This window comes from Streptomyces sp. NBC_01089 (assembly GCF_045162975.1).
GTDB lineage: Bacteria > Actinomycetota > Actinomycetes > Streptomycetales > Streptomycetaceae > Streptomyces.
Genome location: NZ_CP108660.1, coordinates 539265 through 562495, shown reverse-complemented (window position 1 = coordinate 562495; position 23231 = coordinate 539265). Strand labels below are relative to the sequence as shown.

At 67.8% G+C, this 23231-nt stretch carries 22 protein-coding genes and 6 pseudogenes; 20 read left to right on the top strand and 8 right to left on the bottom strand.

Annotated elements, in window-relative coordinates; genetic code table 11:
• Positions 1-108 precede the first annotated feature (108 nt).
• Positions 109-798, top strand: a complete 690-nt coding sequence (locus OG510_RS02530; RefSeq protein WP_406134988.1) for a hypothetical protein — start codon at positions 109-111, stop codon at positions 796-798.
• A 267-nt stretch (positions 799-1065) separates the two neighbouring features.
• Here the strand turns inward: OG510_RS02530 and OG510_RS02525 are convergent.
• A protein-coding gene (locus OG510_RS02525; protein WP_406134987.1) for an IS5 family transposase occupies positions 1066-1925 on the bottom strand; the annotation gives its coding sequence in 2 pieces (ribosomal slippage) (positions 1066-1563 and positions 1566-1925; 858 coding nt in all).
• Between the two features lie 207 nt (positions 1926-2132).
• Here OG510_RS02525 and OG510_RS02520 point away from each other — a divergent pair.
• From OG510_RS02520 to OG510_RS02505, 4 genes and pseudogenes are all read left to right on the top strand, one after another.
• Positions 2133-3350, top strand: a complete 1218-nt coding sequence (locus tag OG510_RS02520) for an IS701 family transposase (protein WP_406142280.1) — start codon at positions 2133-2135, stop codon at positions 3348-3350.
• Between the two features lie 194 nt (positions 3351-3544).
• Positions 3545-4132, top strand: a complete 588-nt coding sequence (locus OG510_RS02515; RefSeq protein ID WP_406134986.1) for a hypothetical protein — start codon at positions 3545-3547, stop codon at positions 4130-4132.
• Positions 4133-4805: 673 nt separating this feature from the next.
• Positions 4806-6023 carry an IS110 family transposase gene (locus OG510_RS02510; RefSeq protein ID WP_406134985.1) on the top strand — a complete coding sequence of 406 codons (1218 nt, stop codon included), beginning with the start codon at positions 4806-4808 and terminating at the stop codon, positions 6021-6023.
• 330 nt (positions 6024-6353) lie between these two features.
• Positions 6354-7570, top strand: a pseudogene (locus OG510_RS02505) (IS110 family transposase).
• A 369-nt stretch (positions 7571-7939) separates the two neighbouring features.
• Here the strand turns inward: OG510_RS02505 and OG510_RS02500 are convergent.
• Positions 7940-8821 carry an SDR family oxidoreductase gene (locus tag OG510_RS02500; RefSeq protein ID WP_406134984.1) on the bottom strand — a complete coding sequence of 294 codons (882 nt, stop codon included), beginning with the start codon at positions 8819-8821 and terminating at the stop codon, positions 7940-7942.
• 88 nt (positions 8822-8909) lie between these two features.
• On the opposite strand from OG510_RS02500, the pseudogene OG510_RS02495 reads away from it, so the two are divergent.
• Positions 8910-9079: pseudogene (locus tag OG510_RS02495) on the top strand (helix-turn-helix domain-containing protein); the annotation flags it as partial.
• A 569-nt stretch (positions 9080-9648) separates the two neighbouring features.
• The gene (locus tag OG510_RS02490; RefSeq protein ID WP_406134983.1) at positions 9649-10110 is read left to right on the top strand and encodes a hypothetical protein; all 462 of its coding nucleotides are present in this window, start codon (positions 9649-9651) and stop codon (positions 10108-10110) included.
• A gap of 316 nt (positions 10111-10426) precedes the next feature.
• On the opposite strand, the gene OG510_RS02485 is transcribed toward OG510_RS02490, so the two are convergent.
• The gene (locus tag OG510_RS02485; protein ID WP_406134982.1) at positions 10427-10720 is read right to left on the bottom strand and encodes a DUF1330 domain-containing protein; all 294 of its coding nucleotides are present in this window, start codon (positions 10718-10720) and stop codon (positions 10427-10429) included.
• A gap of 210 nt (positions 10721-10930) precedes the next feature.
• A pseudogene (locus OG510_RS02480) lies at positions 10931-11074 on the bottom strand (carboxymuconolactone decarboxylase family protein); the annotation flags it as partial.
• 70 nt (positions 11075-11144) lie between these two features.
• On the opposite strand from OG510_RS02480, the gene OG510_RS02475 reads away from it, so the two are divergent.
• Together OG510_RS02475 and OG510_RS02470 are read left to right on the top strand one after the other, a co-directional pair.
• Entirely contained in the window at positions 11145-11453 is a 309-nt protein-coding gene (locus tag OG510_RS02475) for a transposase (protein WP_406134981.1), read from the top strand.
• The gene (locus tag OG510_RS02470; RefSeq protein WP_406134980.1) at positions 11450-12367 is read left to right on the top strand and encodes an IS3 family transposase; all 918 of its coding nucleotides are present in this window, start codon (positions 11450-11452) and stop codon (positions 12365-12367) included. The genes OG510_RS02475 and OG510_RS02470 overlap by 4 nt, the downstream gene beginning before the upstream one ends.
• 33 nt (positions 12368-12400) lie before the next feature.
• Here the strand turns inward: OG510_RS02470 and OG510_RS02465 are convergent.
• Positions 12401-12817: pseudogene (locus OG510_RS02465) on the bottom strand (carboxymuconolactone decarboxylase family protein); the annotation flags it as partial.
• A gap of 66 nt (positions 12818-12883) precedes the next feature.
• Between OG510_RS02465 and OG510_RS02460 the strand changes: the two are divergent.
• Genes OG510_RS02460 through OG510_RS02450 form a run of 3 tightly spaced genes read left to right on the top strand, consistent with a single transcriptional unit; the run spans position 12884 to position 14895 of the window.
• On the top strand, positions 12884-13243 hold the full coding sequence (locus OG510_RS02460) for a winged helix-turn-helix transcriptional regulator (protein WP_406134979.1): 360 nt from the start codon (positions 12884-12886) through the stop codon (positions 13241-13243).
• A gap of 48 nt (positions 13244-13291) precedes the next feature.
• On the top strand, positions 13292-13732 hold the full coding sequence (locus tag OG510_RS02455) for a transposase (protein ID WP_406134978.1): 441 nt from the start codon (positions 13292-13294) through the stop codon (positions 13730-13732).
• Positions 13733-13755: 23 nt separating this feature from the next.
• Positions 13756-14895: a GDSL-type esterase/lipase family protein gene (locus tag OG510_RS02450; RefSeq protein WP_406142279.1), complete on the top strand. Its 1140-nt coding sequence runs from the start codon at positions 13756-13758 to the stop codon at positions 14893-14895.
• Between the two features lie 101 nt (positions 14896-14996).
• Here the strand turns inward: OG510_RS02450 and OG510_RS02445 are convergent, their stop codons facing one another.
• The gene (locus OG510_RS02445; protein ID WP_406134977.1) at positions 14997-15515 is read right to left on the bottom strand and encodes a proline dehydrogenase; all 519 of its coding nucleotides are present in this window, start codon (positions 15513-15515) and stop codon (positions 14997-14999) included.
• A 93-nt stretch (positions 15516-15608) separates the two neighbouring features.
• On the opposite strand from OG510_RS02445, the pseudogene OG510_RS02440 reads away from it, so the two are divergent.
• From OG510_RS02440 to OG510_RS02420, 5 genes and pseudogenes are all read left to right on the top strand, one after another.
• Positions 15609-16176: pseudogene (locus tag OG510_RS02440) on the top strand (transposase).
• A gap of 272 nt (positions 16177-16448) precedes the next feature.
• On the top strand, positions 16449-16799 hold the full coding sequence (locus OG510_RS02435) for a hypothetical protein (RefSeq protein ID WP_406134976.1): 351 nt from the start codon (positions 16449-16451) through the stop codon (positions 16797-16799).
• Between the two features lie 131 nt (positions 16800-16930).
• On the top strand, positions 16931-17290 hold the full coding sequence (locus tag OG510_RS02430) for a hypothetical protein (protein WP_406134975.1): 360 nt from the start codon (positions 16931-16933) through the stop codon (positions 17288-17290).
• A gap of 265 nt (positions 17291-17555) precedes the next feature.
• Positions 17556-17669 (top strand): annotated as a pseudogene (locus tag OG510_RS02425) (hypothetical protein); the annotation flags it as partial.
• A 19-nt stretch (positions 17670-17688) separates the two neighbouring features.
• Positions 17689-17826, top strand: a complete 138-nt coding sequence (locus tag OG510_RS02420) for a DUF6228 family protein (RefSeq protein ID WP_406134974.1) — start codon at positions 17689-17691, stop codon at positions 17824-17826.
• A 430-nt stretch (positions 17827-18256) separates the two neighbouring features.
• On the opposite strand, the gene OG510_RS02415 is transcribed toward OG510_RS02420, so the two are convergent.
• On the bottom strand, positions 18257-19222 hold the full coding sequence (locus tag OG510_RS02415) for a pirin family protein (RefSeq protein ID WP_406134973.1): 966 nt from the start codon (positions 19220-19222) through the stop codon (positions 18257-18259).
• 251 nt (positions 19223-19473) lie between these two features.
• Between OG510_RS02415 and OG510_RS02410 the strand changes: the two genes are divergently transcribed.
• The 3 genes from OG510_RS02410 to OG510_RS02400 are packed head-to-tail and all read left to right on the top strand — an operon-like array spanning position 19474 to position 21763.
• Positions 19474-20145: an ABC transporter permease gene (locus tag OG510_RS02410; protein ID WP_406134972.1), complete on the top strand. Its 672-nt coding sequence runs from the start codon at positions 19474-19476 to the stop codon at positions 20143-20145.
• Complete coding sequence (locus tag OG510_RS02405; RefSeq protein WP_406134971.1) at positions 20142-20816, top strand: ABC transporter permease; 675 nt, start codon at positions 20142-20144, stop codon at positions 20814-20816. Before OG510_RS02410 ends, OG510_RS02405 begins: the two co-directional genes overlap by 4 nt.
• Positions 20813-21763, top strand: a complete 951-nt coding sequence (locus tag OG510_RS02400; RefSeq protein WP_406134969.1) for an ABC transporter substrate-binding protein — start codon at positions 20813-20815, stop codon at positions 21761-21763. Before OG510_RS02405 ends, OG510_RS02400 begins: the two co-directional genes overlap by 4 nt.
• Positions 21764-21822: 59 nt before the next feature.
• Here OG510_RS02400 and OG510_RS02395 read toward each other — a convergent pair whose 3' ends face one another.
• Complete coding sequence (locus OG510_RS02395; protein ID WP_406134968.1) at positions 21823-22980, bottom strand: betaine/proline/choline family ABC transporter ATP-binding protein; 1158 nt, start codon at positions 22978-22980, stop codon at positions 21823-21825.
• Positions 22981-23231 lie beyond the last annotated feature (251 nt).

Sequence of the window (23231 nt, the reverse complement as noted above, 5' to 3'; positions counted from 1 at the left end):
GCACTAGGCAGGGGCGTAGCCCCAGGTGTGTCGGAATCCGGTTCCTGAGCAACGAGCCCTCCACGGATCCCTGCGGAGCACCTGCGGAGCAGCACTAGGATCTTCGACATGGCGAAGCGCAAGGTGCAGCGGCGGGCCCGGAAGATCCTGGGCGAGGAACCCGTCGCCTTGGTCTGGTGCGAGATCCACAAGCCCATCCCCACACCGCCCAAGGACGTTCACCGTGCCGCAGGCAAGGGGCGTCTGAAACCGCGCCACCACTGGCTGTTGTACGCCGGGGCCGTCGTGTTCTTCTTCGTGATCGTGCCGATGATGCTGATCGACAAACTCGGCCGCACGCTGGAGCAACTGCTGTCGGGACGGAGACACGGCCGCCGTACCGAACAGCGGTCAACTCCACCCGACACACGGCGCTCCAGCCATGACCGTTCCCCTGAGAACGACCGAGAACAGGACCCGACCAATGGTGTCTTCGACGGAGACTGGAACCTGACCGCCGGACAGCTGCTGTTGCGCTGGTACGGCCATTCGCCCAACCCAAAGCGCCTGGTCATGCTGGCCCGTGACCGCATCTGTCTGGCTGCGTCCCCTCGCCGTCGACTGTCTCCGACCAAGGCCGACGACTTCCGGAGCGTCATGGAATTCGCCCTCGACCAGGCCCGTATCGAGGGCGAGGCGGGCCAGCCGCGCGGGTACGCCACCTTCCGGCTCCGCTTCGCCGACGGTTCCTGGCTGGAGGTAGGCAGGCTGGGCGAGCCGGAAGATGCCGATCACTTTCTGCGTACGGTCAGCAGCTGATCAGCGGCCCAGGGCGCTGAATGGTTGAACAACTTCCGCTCTGCTGCCGCCGGGTGGGCAGGTTTACGCCAAACGTCGTTCACGAGAGGCCCCCTAATCGATCACTGCGGTCCGGTGTTGTGGCCGGATGCTTCTCCGTACGAACGAGCTGGTCATCGACCATATGACTCACGTCTGTCGGCCGGGGCGTTGCGACCTTTTACGTATCGCCGATGTGGGGAGGAGGACTCACGACGGCCGGCGCGGCCTAGGGTGTGTCTTCAAAGGTCAGATCCATAACAGGATTGAGGCGATGGTGACGGTGGCCTGGAACGACTCGTGGGTCTTGTCGTAGCGGGTGGCCAGGCCGCGCCATTGTTTGAGCCGGTTGAAGCAGCGCTCGACGACGTTGCGGAGTCGGTAGACCTCCCTGTTGAAACGCGGTGGTCGGCCGCCACGTGAGCCTCGGCGTAGGCGGCCGCTGGCCTGGTCGATGCGTTCGGGAATCGTGTGGCGGATGCCGCGCTTTCGCAGGTAGGCGCGGATCTTACGGGAGCTGTAGCCCTTGTCCGCGATGACGTGGTCGGGCCGGGTGCGTGGCCGGCCTGGACCGATGCGGGGAACGCAGATGGCGTCCAGGACCTCCTCGAAGCGAGTGCAGTCGTTGACGTTCCCGCCGGTCAGAACGAAGGCGAGTGGGCGGCTGTGTCCGTCGCAGGCCAGGTGGAGCTTGGTGCTCAGTCCGCCTCGGGATCTGCCGAGGGCGTGATCACCCGCTTCGTCCCCCTCGGTGACCCCTTTTTGCCGCCGGCGGCGTGCTGATGGGCCCGCACGATCGTGGAATCGACCGACACCAGCCAGTCGATGTCCCCGGCCGCATCTTTCTCCGCCTGCAGAGCCCGCAGCATGCGAGAGAACGTGCCATCCAGTGCCCACCTGCGGAAACGTGTGTAGAGCGTCTGCCAGGAGCCGTAGCGTTCCGGCACATCCCGCCAGGCCGACCCCGTGCGCAACTTCCACACAATCCCGTTCAGCACCACGCGGTCATCCGACCGCGGCCGCCCCGCCGTCCCCGAACTCGGCAACAACCGCGACAGGACAGCCCACTCAGCATCCGACAGCTCATGACGACGCACCACAACCGACATGATCCCTCAACACCTAAAACAGCTTTGAAGACACGGCCTAGTACTCCAGCCGTACTTCTCCATTAGTGCTGGTCAGCGGCTTGTGTGTGGGGATTGTAGTGGGGTGGATCGGAGTGCGGGGCGGTCTTAGCGGACCGTCCCGCGAACGTGTGACCACGCCGCATGTAGTGGCAGCGGACCGAGCAGTCCGCAGGTGTGATCAATGATGTGCCCACGAGCGCCTGGGGCCATGAACTCGAGAACCTGTTCCTCCGGGCCGGAGCCTGCTTCGCAAGAATTGAACCCCGGCGCCGGATACGCGACTACGTACGAGGACTGCTGGGTCCGGTAGGTCGCAAGAACGGCTGGCAACTCGCCGAATACGCCGGCCATGCCACCCCGGACGGGCTGCAGCACTTCCTCGCCCGCAGCCGCTGGGACGCCGACCGCCTCCGCGACGACCTGCAGTCTTACGCGGCAGAACAACTCGGTTCCTCAGATGGCGTGTTGATCATCGATGACACCGGCTTCATCAAGAAAGGCACCACCTCAGCCGGGGTGCAACGGCAATACTCCGGAACGGCAGGCCGCACCGAAAACTGCCAGATCGGTGTCTTCGCCGCCTACGCCACCACCCGCGGTCACGCGCTGGTCGACCGCGAGCTCTACCTGCCCAAGTCCTGGACCGAGGACCGCGAACGCTGCCGAACGGCCCAGGTCCCCGACGAGCGCGACTTCACGACCAAGAACGACCTCGCCCGCTCCATGATCCTTCGAGCCATGCGTTCCCCGCTGGTCTTCTCCTGGGTCACCGCGGACTCCGCTTACGGCCAGGACTTCCGCTTCCGCCGTTTTGTGGAGGACGCCGGGCTGTCCTACGTCGTGGCGGTGCCCAAGTCCCAGCAGGTCCACGGCCCGCGCATCGACTACCTCATCGGCCAGGCCCCGCCCGAGGCATGGCAACGCCTCTCCTGCGGAGACGGCGCCAAAGGACCGCGCCTCTACGACTGGGCGGCGGCCCGACTGCCGGCCGTCTGGGAGTTCGACGGCGACGAGCCTACGCGGCAACGCTGGATGCTCGCCCGCCGCAGCATCACCAGGCCCGATGAGATCGCGTACTACCTGGCCAGTGCCCCGTTGGACGCCACCGTTGCGGACCTGGCCCGTATCGCGGGCTGCCGTTGGAAGATCGAGGAGTGCTTCCAGAGCGCGAAGAACGAGTGCGGGCTGGACCAGTACGAAGTCCGCCGCTATGTCGGCTGGTACCGGCACATCACTCTCGTCATGCTCGCGCATACCTTCCTCGCGGCGATGGCCGTCCAGGCACGTGAAAAAGGGGCGACACGGCCGACACACCCGACCTCGTGGACCTCACCCCGGCCGAAATTCGCCGTCTGCTGGCAGTTGAACCCCAACGCTGTCCTGCACAACGCGATCACGCAGTGAGGTGGTCGCACTGGAGACGCCTCCACCAAGCACGCGCCCGCCGCTGCCACTACATCCGGCGTGGTCACACGTTCGCGGGACGGTCCGCTAAGACCGCCCCGCACTCCGATCCACCCCACTACAATCCCCACACACAAGCCGCTGACCAGCACTAATGGAGAAGTACGGCTGGAGTACTAGGCGATGATCGGTACATGACGATGATCCGAGCGACGAAGATACAGCGGGGAATGCTGCCGCTGGTGGTGCTTGCCCTGCTGACGGCAGGCTGTGGAACGCAGCAACAGGAGAGCGCAGGCGACGCGTACCGGAGTACCCACCCCACACCGACTGGAATATCGAGGCCGAGCACACCGGCGAACTTCCGATGCCCCGGTGAGAGACCCACGCCAACACCGACAGCCGCGCGCAGTTCGCCTTCGGCCGCACCCGGCGACCACTACGCCGAGAACCACGGGTTCCGGACCCCCTTCGCCCTGTACGGACAGAGTCGCTGCGACGGACTCGCGGCCGTCGCACGTATCGAGAAGGCACTGGAACCGCTGCGCAAGAGCGGCGACTTCACCTCGGCAAGCACCCGCAGCGCGCTCACGGGCCTTGGCTATCCCGCCGACACCGTGGAGTCGCACGAGAACGGCCCCACTGCGGTCGGTTTCCTCGTCGAGGTCAATGCCTCCCCGCTGTGCGTCGACGGCACCCTGAACCGCGACGCCACGCAAGCTCACGCCTTCGGCGGCTACCCCGACCACTCCGGCTGCGACATACCCAGCGGCGGCCACTGACCCGCCGCCCTCGTCGCGATCGTGAGGAGCGCGACGAGGGCTGTAGCGGTGGTAGTGAAGAGACGTAGGCGCCAGCAGATCGGCGCACCCGCGCCCGGGGCTTCGGGACCACTGGGGGCAGTACGGTCACACGCTCGTGGCACCGGTCTGGGACACCAACTGCTGTCTGCCCTCCCGGCCGCGGCGACGTCGCGTGTCGCGGCGGCTCTGTTCGGGGGAGGTGAGGCTGGCCTCGGTCATGGTGATCTCGCCGACCCGGCCCTGCTCCTTGGTCGGAAGCAGGCGAGGGCCAGTCGAAGTTGAGGCGGCGCCCCACCTGGCGGACCTGGGCTTCCGCGGCCTGGACAACGACGTACTCGACCCTGTGATCGTTGCGGCTTCCACGCCACCCGCACCCACAAGCTCCCCCCCCGTTATGTTTTTCGTGGTCCTGCAATGGGGCCGCTGGCCTCCGGGCTCGGCATGGCTGTGTCCCCCTGTCGAAGGTATGACCTGGGGGGTGGTGTTCACCGGGCCCGGGGGGTGTTCGTCGGAGACGCTGATCAGAGGTCCGGCCACCGTCCGGTCCGGCGCAATGCCGGACAGTTCGCGGGCGGCAGGTCTGCATAACGTGGATGCGCGAGCACGACACCCGAGCCGAGGCCGGCACCGTCAATACCCCGGAAAGGGAACGATGTTCGAGATCGGTGACGTGGGCGTGTTCCTCGGCCTGGACGTCGGTAAAACCGCTCACCACGGCCACGGACTGACCCCGGCCGGGAAGAAGGTCTTCGACAAGCCGCTGCCCAACAGCGAACCGAAACTGCGGGCCGTCTTCGACAGGCTGACCGTGAAGTTCGGCACTGTCCTGGTCATCGTGGACCAGCCCGCCTCCATCGGCGCCCTGCCACTGACCGTCGCCCGCGACGCCGGCTGCCAGGTCGCTTACCTGCCCGGCCTGGCCATGCGCCGGATCGCCGACCTCTACCCCGGCGAAGCCAAAACCGACGCCAAAGACGCAGCCGTCATCGCCGATGCCGCGCGGACCATGCCGCACACCCTGCGCTCGCTGGAACTGACCGACGAGATCACCGCCGAACTGACCGTGCTGACCGGCTTCGACCAGGACCTCGCCGCCGAGGCCACCCGCACCAGCAACCGGATACGCGGCCTGCTCACCCAGTTCCACCCCAGCCTCGAACGCGTCCTGGGACCGCGTCTGGACCACCAGGCCGTCACCTGGCTCCTGGAGCGCTACGGCTCCCCGGCCGCCCTGCGCAAGGCAGGCCGCCGCAGACTCGTGGAACTGATCCGCCCCAAAGCCCCCCGCATGGCACAGCGACTGATCGACGAGGTCTTCGACGCGCTCGACGAGCAGACCGTCGTCGTCCCCGGCACTGGCACCCTGGATATCGTCGTCCCTTCCCTGGCCGCTTCCCTGACCGCCGTGCACACCCAGCGCAGGGCGATGGAAGCCCAGATCAACGCCCTGCTGGAGGCCCACCCTCTTTCCCCGGTCCTGACCTCGATGCCGGGAGTCGGCGTCAGGACCGCCGCAGTCCTGCTGACCACCGTCGGCGACGGCACCAGCTTCCCCACAGCCGCCCACCTCGCCTCCTACGCAGGCCTCGCGCCGACGACGAAGTCATCAGGCACCTCGATCCACGGCGAACACGCACCCCGAGGCGGAAACCGGCAGCTCAAACGCGCGATGTTCCTCTCCGCCTTCGCCTGCATGAACGCCGATCCGGCCTCCCGCGCCTACTACGACAAGCAACGCGCCCGCGGCAAGACCCACACCCAGGCCCTCCTCCGCCTCGCCCGCCAACGCATCAGCGTCCTGTTCGCCATGCTCCGCGACGGCACCTTCTACGAATCGCGGACACCGAAGAACATCGAACTCGCCGCATAACCCCAGCAACCCTGAACCACCCCAAACCCGACAAGGGTGCCTTGACGAAAGACATAGAGGCACCCCCCCGTTATGTTTTTCGTGGTCCTGCAATGGGGCCGCTGGCCTCCGGGCCCGGCATGACTGTTGCCCCCTGTCGAAGGCATGACCTGGGGGGTGGTGTTCACCGGGCCCGAGAGGTGTCCGTCGGAGACGCTGATCAGAGGTCCGGCCACCGTCCGGCCCGGCGCAATGCCGGACAGTTCGCGGGCGGCAGGTCTGCATAACGTGGATGCGCGAGCACGACACCCAAGCCGAGGCCGGCACCGTCAACACCCCGGAAAGGGCACGATGTCCGAGATTGAAAATGTCGGCGTATTCCTGGGCCTGGACGTCGGCAAAAGTGCCCATCACGGCCACGGACTCACCCCGGCCGGGAAGAAGGTCTTCGACAAGCCCCTGCCCAACAGCGAACCCAGGCTGCGGGCCGTGTTCGACAAACTGGCCGCGAAGTTCGGCACCGTCCTCGTCGTTGTCGACCAGCCCGCTTCCATCGGCGCCCTGCCGCTGACCGTCGCGAGGGACGCGGGCTGCCGCGTCGCCTACCTGCCCGGCCTGGCCATGCGGCGGATCGCCGACCTCTACCCGGGCGAGGCGAAGACCGACGCGAAAGACGCCGCCGTGATCGCGGACGCGGCCCGCACCATGCCGCACACCCTGCGCTCGCTGGAGCTGACCGACGAGATCACCGCCGAACTCACGGTCCTTGTCGGCTTCGACCAGGACCTCGCCGCCGAGGCCACCCGCACGTCCAACCGGATACGCGGCCTGCTCACCCAGTTCCACCCCAGCCTGGAGCGCGTTCTGGGTCCCCGCCTCGACCACCAGGCCGTCACCTGGCTCCTGGAGCGCTACGGATCCCCGGCCGCCCTGCGCAACGCCGGCCGACGCAGACTCGTGGAACTGATCCGCCCCAAAGCCCCCGCATGGCACAGCGACTGATCGACGACGTCTTCGACGCCCTCGACGAACAGACCGTCGTGGTCCCCGGCACCGGCACCCTCGACATCGTCATCCCTTCTCTGGCCGCCTCCCTGACCGCCGTCCACACCCAGCGCCGGGCGACGGAAGCCCAGATCAACACCCTGCTGGAGGCTCACCCTCTTTCCCCGGTCCTGACGTCGATGCCCGGCGTCGGCGTCAGGACCGCCGCAGTCCTGCTGGTCACCGTCGGCGACGGCACCAGCTTCCCCACCGCCGCCCACCTCGCCTCCTACGCCGGACTCGCCCCCACCACCAAGCAGTCCGGCACCTCGATCCACGGCGAACACGCACCCCGAGGCGGAAACCGGCAACTCAAACGCGCGATGTTCCTCTCCGCCTTCGCCTGCATGAACGCCGATCCGGCCTCCCGCGCCTACTACGACAAGCAACGCGCCCGCGGCAAGACCCACACCCAGGCCCTCCTCCGCCTCGCCCGCCAACGCATCAGCGTCCTGTTCGCCATGCTCCGCGACGGCACCTTCTACGAACCCCGGACACCGAAGAACATCGAACTCGCCGCATAACCCCAGCAACCCTGAACCACCCCAAACCCGACAAGGGTGCCTTGACGAAAGACATAGAGGCACCCCCCCCAGGCCAGAAGCCCGCCAACCAGGTCCTCGCCAACAGACGCGCACCGGTCGAGCACAGCTTCGCCCACCTCAAGAATTTGGCGGATCCTCACCGAACTCCGCACCGACCCGGTCCGCGCCACCTGCCTCCCGCGCGCCCTGCTCGTTCTGACGAACCTCGAAGTCAAGCGCTGAGGGATCCGCTCAGCAGGCAGTCGCCCACGGCGAATTGGAGTGTCCCGGTACCGGTTCCGGGCGTACTGGCCCATTGCCAGTGACCCATTGAGCCGGCCCCGTCCGGTCCCCTGGAACCGGTGGGCGTCAGGGCTGAATGGTTTCCAGGTCACCGAGGAGGCTGGAGTGGGTCGGCTGCCACCCGAGGGCATCGCGGGTGTGGGCGCTGGACGCCGGCTGGTCCATGGCGAAGATCGGGCCGAACGGGCCGAAGTTCTCCTGCGGAACCTCCTCGACCGGCAGGCCCAGCCGTCGGCCGATGACTGTGGCGATGTCCCGCACCGCGTCGCCCTCGTCGCCGACGGCGTGCCAGGCCGTCCCGGCCGGTGCGGACTCAAGGGCCAGCCGGAACAGGACGGCTGCGTCGAGCGCGTGCACGGCCGGCCAGCGCTGGGTGCCGTCGCCCGGGTAGCCGGCCACCCCGGTGCGGCGCGCTTGATCGGTCAACAGGCCGGCGAATCCGCCCTGGCCCTCGTTGTGGACCGTGCGCGGCATGCGGACAGCCGTGCTGCGCACACCGCGCGAGGCGAGGTCCAGCAGTGCATTGACCGAACGGCCCCGACCGCCCACCGGTCCGTCGGTCGGCAGCGGATCGGCCTCGGTGGAGGCGCGTCCCGGCACCCAGGGCGTCCCGGAGACCGTGACGATCGGGCGGTCGCTTCCGATGAGTTCCTGCCCCAGCGTGGCAAGAGCGGCGCTCTCCTCGGTGATGGCCCGCGCGAGAGCGTCCGGACTGCTGTAGTCGCGTCCGAACGCCAGACTGATCACGCCGTCGCACTGCGCTGCGCCGGACCGCAGGACGTCGAGGTCCGCCAGATTTCCTCGCAGCACCTTGGCACCAGCACTTTCAAGGACCTGCGCGGAGCCGTCCGAGCGAGCCAGTGCGAGAACGGTGTGGCCGTTGCCGAGGAGTTCGGCGACGACGGCGGAGCCGATGGTGCCGGTACCGCCGGTGACGAAGACATGCATGAGCTCTCCCTGAAAGTGATGGGACTGTTGTCCCATCACTGACCCTACACGGTGACGGGACAGGTGTCCCATCACCGGTCCTGGTCGCATGGCTATATGGCAGCCGGGGCGACCTAGCGACTCGTCGTTGCGGCCGTCGACCTGTTCACCGAGCAGGGGTACGACGCCACCACGGTGACGCGGATCGCCGAGCGCGCCGGTGTCACCAAGAGCACCTTCTTCCGGCACTTCTCCGACAAGCGCGAGCTGCTGAGGGCTGCCAGTACATGCGGCGCGAGCCCTGCCGTGTCAGTGGCCACGGTGGAATGGCGGCGACCCTCGCCAGGCCCACCCTCACATTTCGTCAGCCTGTACCGCGCCGTCAGTGACATAGCCGGCTCGCTCGCAGAAACGACCTGCCGTTGTGTCTCGTTGAGGACCCACAACAGCGGCGGACCGGGTCGTGCGATAGGTCGAGGTTTCGTGCGTGGATGCGGCTGGTCAGCGGCCGCCATGGCGAGGATCCTGCCGTGGATACCGTCCTGAGCCGTCTCTCACCGAGGACGCAGATCGGCCCCGGGCGCGGGCAGGGGGAAAATGATCTTGCCGCGAGCTTGGTGGCCCCGCACGCTGTCGCCCAGGCTTCTTCAACGGCCGTGGGCTGGCGGAAAGCCGTTTGTCGGCATCGGCGTCGTAGCAGGGACGAATACCCTGTGAAGCGTGCCGACTTCGATTTACCACGTACGCAAGACCTCGCTCGGTCTCAAGCGCAAGTACCGGATCTCCGCCGACGATGGGAAGGGGGGAATCCGGGCAAGCCGCTCGGCTACGCCGAGAAGCAGCTGAAAATGTCCGACGAGCTGGACATCTATGCCGACGAGCGGCGCAGCGAGAAGCTGGTGACCGTCCGGGAGAGCTCGAAAGGCTGGCTCGCCGCACTGACCGGCTACGAGGCGTTCGATCATGAGGGTCGTCTGCTGGGCTCATTCGCGGTACTGCCGAAGAAGTCGGTCGACCGTACGACCTGGGAGTTCGAGCAACCCGGCCTCGGTAGGTTCGTCGGAAGGGAGCGCAGCGTCGCGACTGCGCGGGCCCGGCGGCTGCTGACGCTCTTCGACACGGCCGGAGAGATCGCCGGGGCCTTGGTGAAATACCACTTCGACTTCACGCGGGACGGCGAGCCGGTGTTCAGTATCGACAAGCCCAAGGTGTTCGACGACTGGTATCGCCTGACCGTGCACGAGGACGCCGTCGACAGGCAGTTGCTTTTCGCACTGGCGGTGACGATGGAGGCCCGGCAACGAGGCTAAGGCTTGTCCCGCAATGGTGGACAGAAGTGTGAGTGAGGTCTTCTCGGGCACTTGTGCATGCATACTCGCGTGCACACTGGAGAGCGCACAGAAGGCCCGTGACCGGCATTCCTGCCGGTCACGGGCCTTCTGCGAAAGTAGCCCCGACGGGTCGCACAACAAATAGATGCTGGACGTGCCGCTGGTCATCAGATCCGTGTGCTCGCTTGGCCGATCTGTCGTACGAGTACCGGTTCACGGTTCGCTTCGGACGGGCGTGAGGTCTGCGGACGGGGCCAGCGGGGCCGCCAGGCCGGCCTGAACGTCAGTGCGCCGGTCAGTCGACGCCTTCGATGATGCGGAAGTCACGCTCGACGCCGTCGGAAAGGGCGGCCAGCGCCTCCTGGTAGGCCGCGCTCTCGTGTGCTGCGACCGCCTGTTCAAAGGTGTCGAACTCGACCAGGACGGTGCGCTCGGCGATTCCGGCGTCGTGGGCGACGACCCGACCGCCGCGGGCGAGCGTCCGCCCGCCCCCGGCCTGGACGGCCGGACCGGCCAGCTTGTTGTAGGCGGCTAGCTTCTCGGGGTCGGAAATGGTGCGGTAGGCGCTGACCCAGTAGCCCTTGGCCATGGAAACCTCCTGTGTTTGGACGAGCGTGCCAGGTTTCGCGTAGCCCCTCGGATTGATCGGCCGCGGTGACGGATCACCGGGCATTCCAGAGGCGGTTCGCGAGGAAGGCTGATGGCGGTGTGCTGTTGAGGTAGGACGATGTCGTGAACGATGCCCAGCCCAAGCTCTCCTTGCTCTACATCTGGCCAGTTCAGCATGAAGTTGAAGGGCTCACCGTGCCGGGAACGGGACGCCCCAGGGCTCCTCGTCCAGGAGAAGCCCGTTGGCCAGGTAGCTGATGGTTCGGTACCAGCCGGCCAACACCAGCAATTCCAGGAGTTGTGCGTCTTCGTAGTGGGCGCCCAGGGAATCCCAGTGAGGTTCCCCCGAGATGCGGAGGTCGGTGACAGAGGGTCAGGTGGGACTCATGAGAGGAACATCGACCATGGCCGCTCCCAGGAAATACTCGCTCGAGTTGCGTGAGCGAGCGGTGCGGATGTATCGCACCTCGGATCCGAAACCGCAGATCAAGAAACTCGCCGTCGACCTCGGCGTCCATCCCGAGGCTCTGCGCGGCTGGATCCGGCAGGCCGAGGCGGACGCCGGCGAGCGTGATGACCGGCTGAGCACCGACGAACACGCCGAGCTGGTGGCCCTGCGCAAGGAGAATGCCCAGCTCAAGCGGGCGAATGATGTCCTGCGGACGGCCTCGGCGTTTTTCGCGGCGCAACTCGACCCGACCCGGCCCAGGTGACCACGCTCCTCAGGGAGCATCCACGCCTGGGAGTCGAGTGCGTACTTCGGGAACTACACATCGCCTCTTCCACCTACTACCGCTGGCGCCGCGCGGAGCGCGAGCCGTGCGAACGCGTGCGCCGGGACGCCGAGCTGACCGAGCAGGTCAAGCAGATCCACGCCGATTCCGGCGGGATCTACGGCTCACCGCGCGTCCATGCGACCCTGAAGCGCGAAGGCGTACACGTGGGCCGCAAACGGATCGAGCGCCTGATGCGCGAGGCCGACATCGTGGGTATCAGCCCGCGGCGCAAGGGTTTCACCCGCCGTGATCCAGGTGCCAGACTCGCCCCGGACCTGGTCGAACGCGAGTTCACGGCCCCCGCGCCGAACCGGCTGTGGGTCACCGACCTCACGATGATCCCCACGGCAGAGGGGCCCCTGTGGCTGTCCGCGATCCGGGACGCGTTCTCCCGCCGGGTGGTGGCCTGGGAGACCTCCGCCCGCGCGGACGCCGACCTGGTGCTGTCCACCCTCGAGTACGCCCTCGCTTCCCGCGAGGTCGAGCCCGGACAGCTCATTCATCACGCGGATCACGGCTGTCAATATACGTCGATCAAGCTCACAACCCGCCTGCTGCGGGCGGGAGTCCAGGCGTCCATGGGCTCCGTCGGGGACTCGTACGATAACGCCCTCGCGGAGAACCTGTGGATGATCACCAAGACGGAGTGCATCCGCGGCCGCGTCTTCGCGACCCGGGCCGAGGCGAACCTGGCACTGTTCGAGTACATCGATGGGTTCTACAACTCCCGGCGCATCCAGAAGCGGCTCGGCTACCTCAGTCCGATCGAGTTCGAGGAGAAGCACTACGCCAACCAGGCAACGGCCGAACGAACGAACCTGAAACCCCGTCAACCCCACCTGACCAGCTGATCAGCATCTCCCGCAGGCCGGGGGAACCTCACAGGCGGGTTGTGAGAGGTGTGCTGTGTCGTGCAGTTCGTCCACGGCCTTGAGTAGTGCCGCATGGCGAGGCGGCCACGCGGTGTTGGCCGCTGTGTCGATGTCGGCTGTGGCCTGGAGCTGTTCCTGGGTCAGTCCGGCCTGCTGGGCGAGGGTCGCGGCGTGTGCGCCCCATTCGTAGGCGCAGCCGGTGCGTGCGGTCACGCGGGCGATGACGATCTCGCGGTCGACGGCGGGAAGAAGTCCGTGGCCCAGCAGGCCGGCTCCCAGGGAGAACATGCGTGAGGCCAGTTCCGGGTTGCGGTGCAGTACCCGGAACAGTGCGAGCGGTTCGTGTGTCACACCGGGAGGCATCCATCGGCGCAGTGCCTGATCGATGGGTGCGGGGTATGGCGGGGTGAGCGGTTCGATGCGTGGCATAGGCACCTCCTGCTTCGATTTTCGAATCACTATGATGCTTCGAAAGTCGAAGCGCAAGGAGTGGGTATGGAAGCCAGAACGCCTCGACCGGGCTCACCGGTACGAGGGTCCCATTCGGGGCGCCCGGTCATGGCTGCACTCGATCTGCTCGGGCGGCGCTGGACGCTGCGTATTCTGTGGGAACTGAGCCAAGCCCCGGCAGGCTTTCGGGAGTTGCAGCGCCGTTGTGAACGCATGTCATCGAGCGTGCTCAGCACCCGGCTGGGCGAGCTGACCGGCGCCCGCGTGCTCACTCTGCACGGCGACGCCTATCACCTCACCCGGCTTGGCGAGGATCTCGTTGAGGCGCTCAGCCCATTGAACGCCTGGAGCCGACGATGGGCTGAGGAAATGGGTACCGACAGGGCCGGAGACTGCGAGAGTTGACGGCGTGCCAACGGCAGAACATCTACTCACCACACTGGAACGACTGGCTTGGCCGTTCACACTGCTCAGATTGGGCAGCTCTGCTCCGATGGTGCCCAGCGTCTGCTCAATCTCTCCGTCTGGGACGAGGACGCGGTCCGCGACGACGTTCGGGGCTTCGTCGTGGAGACGATCGGTGACCCCGACGGTGTCCTGATCTGTGATGACACCGGTTTCCTGCAAGGGGGCAGCAGGTCGTCCGGCGGCGTATACCGGCACCGGGGCCGCCGGGAGAACCGCCGGATCGGCACCCGCGCCGCAGAAGCCGCAATAGGGGCAGAGGCAGCCCGGCACGAGCCCACCGTTCCCCGTGCGAACGCCGAGGCCACAGCCTCCAGATGCGGTTGCAGCACTAGGCTGCGAAGGGGGCGTTGGTCGTGGTTGATCCCCCACTGGTTGGTGTGCCGGTGCCAGGCATGGTTATGCCGGGCGGCCCATCAGGTGACGTAAGGGGCAGAGCGGTGACGGTGGGAATGAAGGCGGTGCCGCTGGTCGGTGGGCCAGTGGAGTTACGGGGTGCACTGGATCTGGAGACCACGGAGGCGGGGGTGATGCCGCGTCGGCTGCCGGCGTGGACCAAGGTGCAGTACCAGGATCCCTCGGTCTACGGGGTGACCCTGATGCCCTCTGGGGTGCGGCTGGTGTTCCGTACCGACGCGCGCGAGGTGGAGTTGGACGTCCTCACGTCCACGGGGCAGCTCGACACCGAACCTCGACCCCGCCCGACCGGGATGATGGAACTCCTGGTGGACGGCGTGCTGTTCGGGCGGCAGCAGGCGCCGCTGGGCAATGTGTTGCGGATGGCGGGCCCCGGGGCCGAGCAGCGACTGATCCCGGGTGAACCGGGGACTGTCAGGTTCGGCGGGCTGCCGGCCGGCATGAAGCAGGTCGAGCTGTGGCTGCCGCAGCAGACCCCCACAGAACTGGTGGACCTGCGGGCCGACGGCAAGGTGTTGGCGCCGCTGCCGGACGGGCGACGCAGATGGGTGCACTACGGCAGTTCCATCAGCCACTGCCTGGAGGCCGATGGCCCGACCGGCACCTGGCCGGTGGTGGCGGCAACGCTCGGGGGAGTGGAGGTGATCAATCTCGGCCAGGCGGGCAACGAGATGCTGGATCCCTATGTCGCCCGGACGATCCGCGATCTTCCGGCCGACCTGATCAGCCTCAAGGTGGGAATCAACATCGTGGGCCTGGCCGCCTTTCGGCAGCGGTCGTTCGGCCCGGCGGTGCATGGATTTCTCGACACGATCCGCGAGGGGCACCCGGAGACCCCGCTGCTGCTGATCTCCCCGGTCAGCTGTCCGACGTTCGAGGAGCGTCCGGGTCCGGGTGCGATGGGTGCGGACGGGAGGATCACGGCCCTGGGTGACCCGGCGGACGTGACCGCCGGGGCTTTGTCGCTGACTCTGGTACGTGCAGAGCTGGCCCGGATCGTGGCGGCCCGGCGGGCGAACGATCCCCATCTGCGCTATCTCGACGGACGCGAACTGCTCGGGCCCGACGAGGTGGCCGACCTGCCCGATGGCCTGCATCCCAACGCCGCCGCGTACCGCCGTATGGGCAAGCGTTTCGCCGCACACGCCTTTGCGGACGGCGGTCCGTTCGCCTGACCAGCCTGGCTCCGGGCCCACGCTGCGTGTGGGTCCGGAGCCAGGCAGGCCGTGGCGCTGCAGTTCCGTGACGAGGCGCACTGACGGGCCGACGGGGCCGGTCAGTTCGCGCTGCCGAGGACATCGCTGGCTGATACGCGGAAGTCCTTCACGGCCTCGTAGAGGGCGCGCTCTCGTTCGGCGGCGGAAGCGGCATCCACCGTCTTCTGGGAGGAGTCCCCTGCAAGGGCGTTCTGCACCATCCGGTGCATGACGCTGGAGAGGTCACCGGATGCGTGCGCCACACGGTCGGCCGTTTCCACCGTGGGAAGCGGACCTTCAAGGATGACGACTTCCGCGGCACGGTGGACCTCACGGGCCAATGCGACGAAGCGGTGGACCTTCTCCTCCACGTCCCGCAGGTCAGGAGTCTCCGGCCGGAGCGCACCCAACACCGCGTCCATGGCGATGTCCCGGTCATGAAGAGCACCGAGGTAGTTCGCGTAGGTGTCCCGGCGCTGCTGCCTGCGCCACTGATCGAACTGCGAGCGTGCGGTTGCGCGTCCGTTCACCCACGCCGCGCCGATGGTGGCGAGGGAACCTACGGCGGCCCCGAGCAGTGCAGCAAGTCCGGCATCCATGATTCCCATTCTGTCTGCCCTTCCGATATGTGAGCAGCCAGGTCTACGGCCTTTGGCAGTGCGGGAGTTGGGTGACTCGCCATTCTGTGAGGCATGGTGGGGATCGTTGAGCGGCTGGTGCCGGACGAGTTGTGGGAGTTGTTTCAGCAGGTGGTGCCGGAGGCACCGTCGTCTCCGCAGGGTGGGGCAGTCGGCGTCGGCACGGTGACCGGGAGATGCTGGTCGCGATCGTCTTCGTGGCCACGTCGGGTTGTACCTGGCAGCAGCTGCCTTCGGCGTCGTTCGGCCCGTCCGTCGGCATCTCCGGGGCCGACCTGCACGACAGCCAGGCCCTGATCCCGCTCGGGAAGGGGATTCCGCCGATTTGCTCGCGCCGCGGCCGTCGGCGCGCAATCCCGGCAAACTCCACGCCGACGAGGGCTACGACTACGCCCACCTGCGGCGGTGGTTACGGGATCGCGGCATCACCCACCGCATCGCCCGCAAGGGAGCCGAGCCCTCACAGAGGCTGGGCCGCCATCGCTGGACCGTGGAGCGGACGATGGCCCGGCTCGCCGGCTGCCGCCGTCTCCATCGACGCTACGAACGCAAGGCCGACCACTTCTTCGCCTTCACCAGCATCGCCTGCACCCTCATCTGCTATCGCAGGCTCACTAAATGAGATGACGTCTCAGTAGACAACCGGAGGATGTGTGTTGCTGGCGGTTCAGTTGTCTGGCCTACTGCTGTCCTGCCCGCTTATCTCTCATCAGCCAACGTCAATTTGTTCGGGTGGGGCCTCAAGGAGAGTGGGCTGAGCATGCGTCCGCCGCTGCGAGGCGGGTGAGCACGGGGGTGGGATGTGCATTCAAGCTCTTGTGAGGAGTACCAGCGCCGAACGAAGCTCGTCGTGCCCCGCGGTCGCGGGGAAGGAACAGAAGCAGGGGAGAGGTCATGCTGCGCAGGATCGTTACCGTTCTTGCCGCTGGTGCCATGCTTGCCGGGTTCGGACTGGCAGCCAGCGGCACCGCGCAGGCCGGCGAGGGCGGCTACTGGGCCACCCAGTGCGACTACGGGCGGGCATGCCTGCACCTGTCGGGCCTACGGCAGGGCCCGGGTGGCGCGTACTGGAACATGATCGGCTGCGGGCGTCATCCCATCAACGACTACTACGACGCCGGCCTCGCGCACGGAAACACCTTCATTGTCACCTACCTGGACAACCGCTGGGACCGCGTGGACGCCTGGACCGGCCGTGGACTGGACGCCTCCAACCTGGTGACCGAGGTGTTCATCCCCTGCTAGGGAGACCTCTGTCCCTCCCGTCCCGGTTCGGTGCCCTGCCCCGCGGCGTGCGGCTCACACTTGACACGTCATCACGCCAGCTGCGGCGGGACCCCGCCACGCAGCTGTCCGGAGAAATGAGGAAGACACAGATGCGATCTCCTGGCCGGTTCACCGCATGCGCCGCCGCCCTGGCAACAACTGCAGCAACCATAGTCATCTCCGCAGGCAGCCCGGCCGCTGCTGACGGCGGGGGGTACTGGGCCTGGGGGTGCGACGACGGACGGGCATGTATCCAGCTCTCCGGCTCACGCCGGGGCCCGGGTGGGGCGGTCTGGAACGTGGTCGGCTGCGGATCCCACCAGATCAACGACTACTACGACTCTGCCACCGCCCACGGCAACCACTTCATCGTTACGTACCGAGACGACCGCTGGGATCGGGTCGATGCGTGGACTTCCCGGGGGCTGGACCCCACCAACCTCGCCACCAACATCTGGGTGTACTGCTAACAACCGCTCAACGCGCCAACTGCAAGGACCGGGACCGACTCCGCCCCGGACGGCAGATGGCGGACGCTGTCGGCGATGGCTTCGAGCTCGCTGATCACCGCACCGGTCGTCGTCGAGCCGGGTACGGAGTTGGGACGGCCCGAAGGAAGGGGCGGCTATCCGAATGGGGTAACCGCCTCTTACTGGTCCGGTGGGCCGCTTACCACGGTGAGGGGGCCGGTCACCGCTGCATCGCCCGCCTGGACCGGGCCCATACCTGCACTCAGTGAAGCGGACGACCCTGGGCACTGGCACCGACTGTACGAGATGGCCTCGCGCGCGCTTTCCGCGTTGGGAGGGCGAACGGGTCTGGGACAACAACAACCTGGTCGTGACAGCGATGTTCGGCTCAGGTGGCCATGTGTATCTGGGTCGGACCCTGCGATCCGGGCCTCTTTCCCGGCGACTGGACCTGCACCGCCATGACTGTGATCGAGGCCGGCGAAGGAATGACGGCCGTAGCGGCGGATCTGCAGGCGTTCCTTCGCGAGGAGTAGGTCTCGACAGGCTGCTGCCCGACCCGTGTCGCGGTGGACGGTCGACGGTGCGTCCTGTCGAAGACTGGTGGGACGTTTATGACCTGCTGGAAACCGTGCGGCAACGGCCGAACGCATAGGTGCGTAAAGGTTCGTTGGAGGAGCTGGCGGTGCTGCTCTTCGGGTACCACCTCGCCCTTCAGGTCCACGATGTCGACGAGCCGTTCGAGTTTCACCGTTGGAGCGGAGGATTCGCCTGCTGGCTCAGCAGGACCCGTGGGTGGTCGATGGCGATATGGCGATCGGGTGGGACGCCGCGATCGTGGAGAACCTGCCTGGCGCCCCCCCACTCGCAGGCCAAGGCAAGCGTGGAGGCAGTCATCGACAGCCTCGTGCTGTTGCCGGAGTTCGGCGGTCGGTGTTGGTCCGGCTTTTTCGGGATGTATGCGGGTCAGCGCACCCGTCCCCGTGGCTTCAGGGCCACCGGGGGCAGTTCGGGGGCGGACAGGGGAGACCCGTCGTAGCCCTTTACCTCGCCGAAGCGAGTTCCTGCCGTCCAGTCCGCGCGTGCCTGTCGGATGTCTTCGTCGGACCGGCCGATGAAGTTCCACCACATGACGATCTCCTCCGCGAACGGCTCGCCGCCCAGCAGCATCAGGCCCGCGTCCGACCCCGCGCGAAGGGGGAGTTCGGTGCGGCCGCAGCCGAGACAGAGCATCGAGCCGGGCTCGACCGGTACGCCGTCCACGGATGCCTCGCCCGACATCGCCAGTACCGCGTACTCGAAGTCCGGGTCCAGCGGCAGGGCCGTCTCCGCTCCTGCCGTGAGGGACAGGTCGGCGCCGATCAGCGGGCTGTACGTGGTGCCGGGGGAGAGGGCTCCGTCGAGTTCGCCCAGGATGACCGTGGCCGTGAAACCCGGGGCCCGCACCGTCGGCAGGTCCGCGTGGTGCTGGAAGTGCGGCTCGACCGTGCGGTGGGCCTCCGGCAGTGCGACCCAGAGCTGCGCGCCGTGCAGATAGCGGGCGTGTGCTGCGGGGCTTTCCTCCGAGTGGCTGATCGCCCGCCCCGAGGTCATGAGTCCCAGCTCACCCGGGCGCACCGTCTGCAGGCTCCCCGTGCTGTCCCGGTGCAGTACCTCTCCCTCGTGCAGCCAGCTCACGGTCTGGAGGCCCATGTGCGGGTGCGGCGGGACCTGCATCCCCGGCTCGTCGGCGATGTCGTCGGGCCCGTAGTGGTCCACGAACGCCCAGGCGCCGACCATGCGGCGGCCCAGGTTGGGCAGCAGCCGGCGTACCTCGGTCGATTCGCCGAGCTGCACCCTGCGGGGACTGAGGAGCTCGCGTACCGGCTCGGCCGCGACGAAGCCGCGGCCGCCGCAGACGGAGAGGGCCGCCTGCCGATCGAGATTGCTCATGCCGCACAACCTAGTACTGATCGCACGGGATCTGTTCACCTGTCGCCCGGTCGGACCCAGGGTGGGGCGGACGCTCGCCCGGGCCCCGCTTCGGGGGCCCCGCCCCGAGCGTTGCCGACCCGCCCTGGTCCCCGCCCCCGCCTGCCCTGGTCGGCGCCGCCCCTGCCCTGGCCCCCGGGCCCTCGCGCCCCGCAGACCCGAACAGACCATCAGGACGGGCATCGCCCCCGGTGGCGGACTCCAATGGACGGATGACCGTGCCTCCGCACGACTGCCTCGCGCGTAATGAGTGGATCTGCGGTGCCTATGTGTCGACCCGCAAGTCCATCCTCTGGGATGCGGTCCTCCAGCACCTCCAGCTGACCGCGGTCTCCGTGCTGGTCGGTCTGCTGCTCGCCGTGCCCCTCGCGGTGGCGGCCCGTCGCTGGCGCTGGGCCGCCGGACCGGTGCTCGGGGTCACCACGGTGCTCTACACGATCCCCTCGCTCGCGATGTTCTCGCTGCTTCTGCCGGTGTACGGGCTCTCCGCCTCCCTGGTGATCGCCGGCCTCGTCCTCTACTCGCTCACCCTGCTGGTGCGCAACATCCTCGCCGGCCTGCGCGCCGTGCCCGAGGAGACCCGGCAGGCGGCCCGGGGCATGGGGTACGGGCCGATCCGGCTGCTGCTCGCCGTCGAGCTTCCGCTCTCGCTGCCCGCCGCGATGGCGGGACTGCGTATCGCCACCGTCTCGGCGGTCTCGCTGGTCACCGTGGGTGCCATCGTCGGGTACGGCGGTCTCGGCAACCTCATCTACACCGGCATGAACAGCTACTTCAAGGCGCAAGTGCTGACCGCTTCCGTGCTCTGCGTGATCATCGCCGTCGCCGCCGACCTCGTACTCCTCGCTGTGCAACGGCTGCTCACGCCATGGACCCGCCTGTGAACACCCTCTCCTCGGCCTGGTCCTGGCTCACCAGCTCCGCCAACTGGTCCGGCAGTGCCGGAATCACCCACCGGATCACCCAGCACGTCTTCCTCACCCTCGTCTGTCTCGCGCTGAGCTGTCTGATCGCCCTGCCGGTCGCCGTGGTGCTCGGGCACATCGGCAAAGGCGGTGCGCTCGCCGTCAACATCTCCAACGTCGGCCGTGCTGTGCCCACCTTCGCCGTCCTCGTCCTGCTGCTGCTCACCCCGCTCGGCAAGCACGGCGACTGGCCGACCATCATCGCGCTGGTGCTCTTCGCCGTACCGCCGCTGCTCACCAACGCCTATGTCGGGATGCGCGAGGTCGATCAGGACGTGGTCAGAGCGGCCCGGGGGATGGGTATGACAGGACGACAACTGCTGTTTCACGTGGAACTGCCGCTTGCGTCGCCTTTGATCCTCACCGGTATGCGGATCGCCGCTGTCCAGCTCGTCGCCACGGCCACCCTCGCCGCGCTCGCCGGCGGCGGCGGACTCGGCCGGATCATCACCGCCGGCTTCAATCTCGCCTCCACACCGCAGGTCGTGGCGGGTGCCGTGCTGGTGGCCGTGTTCGCGCTGCTGGTGGAGGCGCTGTTCGTGATCGGGCAGCGGCTGGCGCCCGCGTGGGCCAGAGGGGGTACGGAGTGAGGGCCCGCCGGGCCGGTCCCCGGCTGCTGCTCGGCGCGCTCCTGCTGACAGCCACGGCCTGCGCCACCGGACCCGCGCTGGAGAGCCGCGGAACGGTCACGGCCCCGCCTGGCGACAGTAAACAGCTGACCATCGGCACGGCCGGCTTCACCGAGAGCGATCTGCTCGCCCAGATGTACGCGCTGCTGCTCCACCGGGCCGGATACCGTACCGACATCCTGTCCGTGACCAACAGGGAACTCTATGAACCGGCCCTGGAGAGCGGCCAGATCGACGTCGTCGCGGAGTACGCCGCCACCTTCGCGGACTGGCTCAACACCAAGGTGAAGGGCTCCGGAGCGCCGCCCGCCGGTTCGCCCGACCTCGGGGCCACCATGAAGGCCCTGCGCGCCCTGGCGGCGCCCCGCGGCCTCACGGTCCTGAAACCGGGACGGGCGGTCGACCAGAACGCCTACGCGGTCACCACGGCCTACGCCGCCCGCCACCATCTGAAGACCCTCAGCGACCTGGGGGCTTCCAAGCTCCCGGTGCGGCTCGCCGCCGGTGACGAATGCGTCCAGCGCCCCTACTGCGAGCCCGGACTCAAGAAGACGTACGGCATTCACATCACCGGGATCGACCCCAAGGGCGTCGGCACCACTCCGGCCAAACAGGCGGTGCAGAACGGGCAGGACCAGATGGTGCTGACGACGACCACGGACGCCACCCTCGGCGCCTTCGGGCTCGTCATCCTCCGGGACGACAAGCATCTGCAGAACGCCGACGCCATCGTGCCCGTCGTCAACCGCTCACGGGCCGGGAGCAAGGGTGTCACCGGCGCGCTCGACCGGCTCAACGCCGTACTGACCACCAAGGACCTGGCCTCCCTCAACGAACAGGTGGACAGCTGGCGGCGGCTGCCCGAGGACGTCGCCAGGAACTACCTGAAGTCGAAACACCTGCTCTGAACGACTCCTCGTCTCCTTCGGACCGCCCGTCGGCGCAGAGCATGTGCCCGGCCCCCTCCTCACGCGTCCGAGACCGACTTGAACTCCACCTCGTCCCGCGCGAGCCCATGCGCGTCCGCGTCCACCGACCGCCGCAGCGCCTCATGCAGTTTCGCCGGGGTGAGCACACCGAGGAACCGGTCCCCGTCCAGTACCGCCACCCACCCCGCGTCGTGCTGCAGCATCTCGCTGAACGCCTGCTTCAGCGGTGCCCCTACCGGAACCCACGCCTCCATCCGGCGGGCGAGGGGACCCACCGCGCCCCCGGCCCCCGGCAGGGAGTCCGCGGCCACCCAGCCGTGCAGCCCGCCGTCCTGCCGCAGGACCACGGCCCACCGCGCCCCTTCCGTACGCAGCCGCCCGGCGACCGTGCCGGCCGTCTCGTCGAGGCGGGCCACCGGCGGCTGTTCCAGGTCGTCCGTCTCGATCCGGGTGACGGACAGCCGCTTCAGCCCGCGGTCGGCGCCCACGAACTCGGCCACATAGGGGGTCGCCGGAGTGCCGAGCACCGCTCCCGGGGTGTCGAACTGCTCGATCCGCCCCTCCCCGTACACCGCGATCCGGTCGCCCATCCGGACGGCCTCCTCGATGTCATGGGTCACCAGCAGCACCGTCTTGCGCACCGCGGCCTGGAGCTTGAGGAACTCGTTCTGCAGCCGCTCGCGGACCACGGGGTCGACCGCGCCGAACGGTTCGTCCATCAGCAGGACGGGCGGATCGGCGGCGAGTGCCCTGGCCACTCCGACCCGCTGCCGCTGGCCCCCGGACAGCTGGGCCGGATACCGGGAGCCGTAGGTTCCGGGGTCGAGGCCGACCAGATCGAGGAGTTCGGCGGCGCGCTCCCTCGCCCTGGCCTTCTTCCAGCCGACCAGGGCGGGCACGGTGGCCGTGTTGTCGAGGACCGTACGGTGCGGGAAGAGGCCGACCTGCTGGATGACGTAGCCGATGCCGCGCCGCAGCCGGACCGGGTCGATGCCGGAGATGTCCTTGCCGTCCACCAGGATCCGGCCCGAGGTCGGTTCGATGAGCCGGTTCACCATCATCATCGTGGTCGTCTTGCCGCAGCCCGACGGGCCGACGAGGGTGACGAGCTCGCCCTCCGCGACGTCGAACGACAGATCGTCCACGGCGGCGGTGCCGTCCGGGTAGACCTTGCCGACCTGCTCGAACTCGATCATGGATCAACGCTAACCGCGAGGGGCGCACCGCGCTCACCAGCGGCCCCCGCGCAGGGGAGCGGAGAGAAGCGGGAGCGGCAGCGGGGGAACTGGGCCGCGGCAGCGGGGGAAACGGGCCGTGGCGCGGCCCGGGACCGCTCCGGCAGGCGGCCGTCGCCCCCGCCGGAGAACCACCTGGCCGACGCCGGATTCTGATGCCGGACTCTGTGAACGACGCTATGAATCGTTTCATTATCCCGAGGGTACGGCTG

Coding starts and splice junctions, on each gene's coding strand:
- OG510_RS02530 (WP_406134988.1), top strand. CDS start 109: ATGGCGAAGCGCAAGGTGCAGCGGCGGGCCCGGAAGATCCTGGGCGAG.
- OG510_RS02515 (WP_406134986.1), top strand. CDS start 3,545: ATGACGATGATCCGAGCGACGAAGATACAGCGGGGAATGCTGCCGCTG.
- OG510_RS02510 (WP_406134985.1), top strand. CDS start 4,806: ATGTTCGAGATCGGTGACGTGGGCGTGTTCCTCGGCCTGGACGTCGGT.
- OG510_RS02500 (WP_406134984.1), bottom strand. CDS start 8,821: ATGCATGTCTTCGTCACCGGCGGTACCGGCACCATCGGCTCCGCCGTC.
- OG510_RS02490 (WP_406134983.1), top strand. CDS start 9,649: ATGTCCGACGAGCTGGACATCTATGCCGACGAGCGGCGCAGCGAGAAG.
- OG510_RS02485 (WP_406134982.1), bottom strand. CDS start 10,720: ATGGCCAAGGGCTACTGGGTCAGCGCCTACCGCACCATTTCCGACCCC.
- OG510_RS02475 (WP_406134981.1), top strand. CDS start 11,145: ATGGCCGCTCCCAGGAAATACTCGCTCGAGTTGCGTGAGCGAGCGGTG.
- OG510_RS02460 (WP_406134979.1), top strand. CDS start 12,884: ATGGAAGCCAGAACGCCTCGACCGGGCTCACCGGTACGAGGGTCCCAT.
- OG510_RS02450 (WP_406142279.1), top strand. CDS start 13,756: ATGAAGGCGGTGCCGCTGGTCGGTGGGCCAGTGGAGTTACGGGGTGCA.
- OG510_RS02445 (WP_406134977.1), bottom strand. CDS start 15,515: ATGGATGCCGGACTTGCTGCACTGCTCGGGGCCGCCGTAGGTTCCCTC.
- OG510_RS02435 (WP_406134976.1), top strand. CDS start 16,449: ATGCTGCGCAGGATCGTTACCGTTCTTGCCGCTGGTGCCATGCTTGCC.
- OG510_RS02430 (WP_406134975.1), top strand. CDS start 16,931: ATGCGATCTCCTGGCCGGTTCACCGCATGCGCCGCCGCCCTGGCAACA.
- OG510_RS02420 (WP_406134974.1), top strand. CDS start 17,689: ATGTGTATCTGGGTCGGACCCTGCGATCCGGGCCTCTTTCCCGGCGAC.
- OG510_RS02415 (WP_406134973.1), bottom strand. CDS start 19,222: ATGAGCAATCTCGATCGGCAGGCGGCCCTCTCCGTCTGCGGCGGCCGC.
- OG510_RS02410 (WP_406134972.1), top strand. CDS start 19,474: ATGACCGTGCCTCCGCACGACTGCCTCGCGCGTAATGAGTGGATCTGC.
- OG510_RS02395 (WP_406134968.1), bottom strand. CDS start 22,980: ATGATCGAGTTCGAGCAGGTCGGCAAGGTCTACCCGGACGGCACCGCC.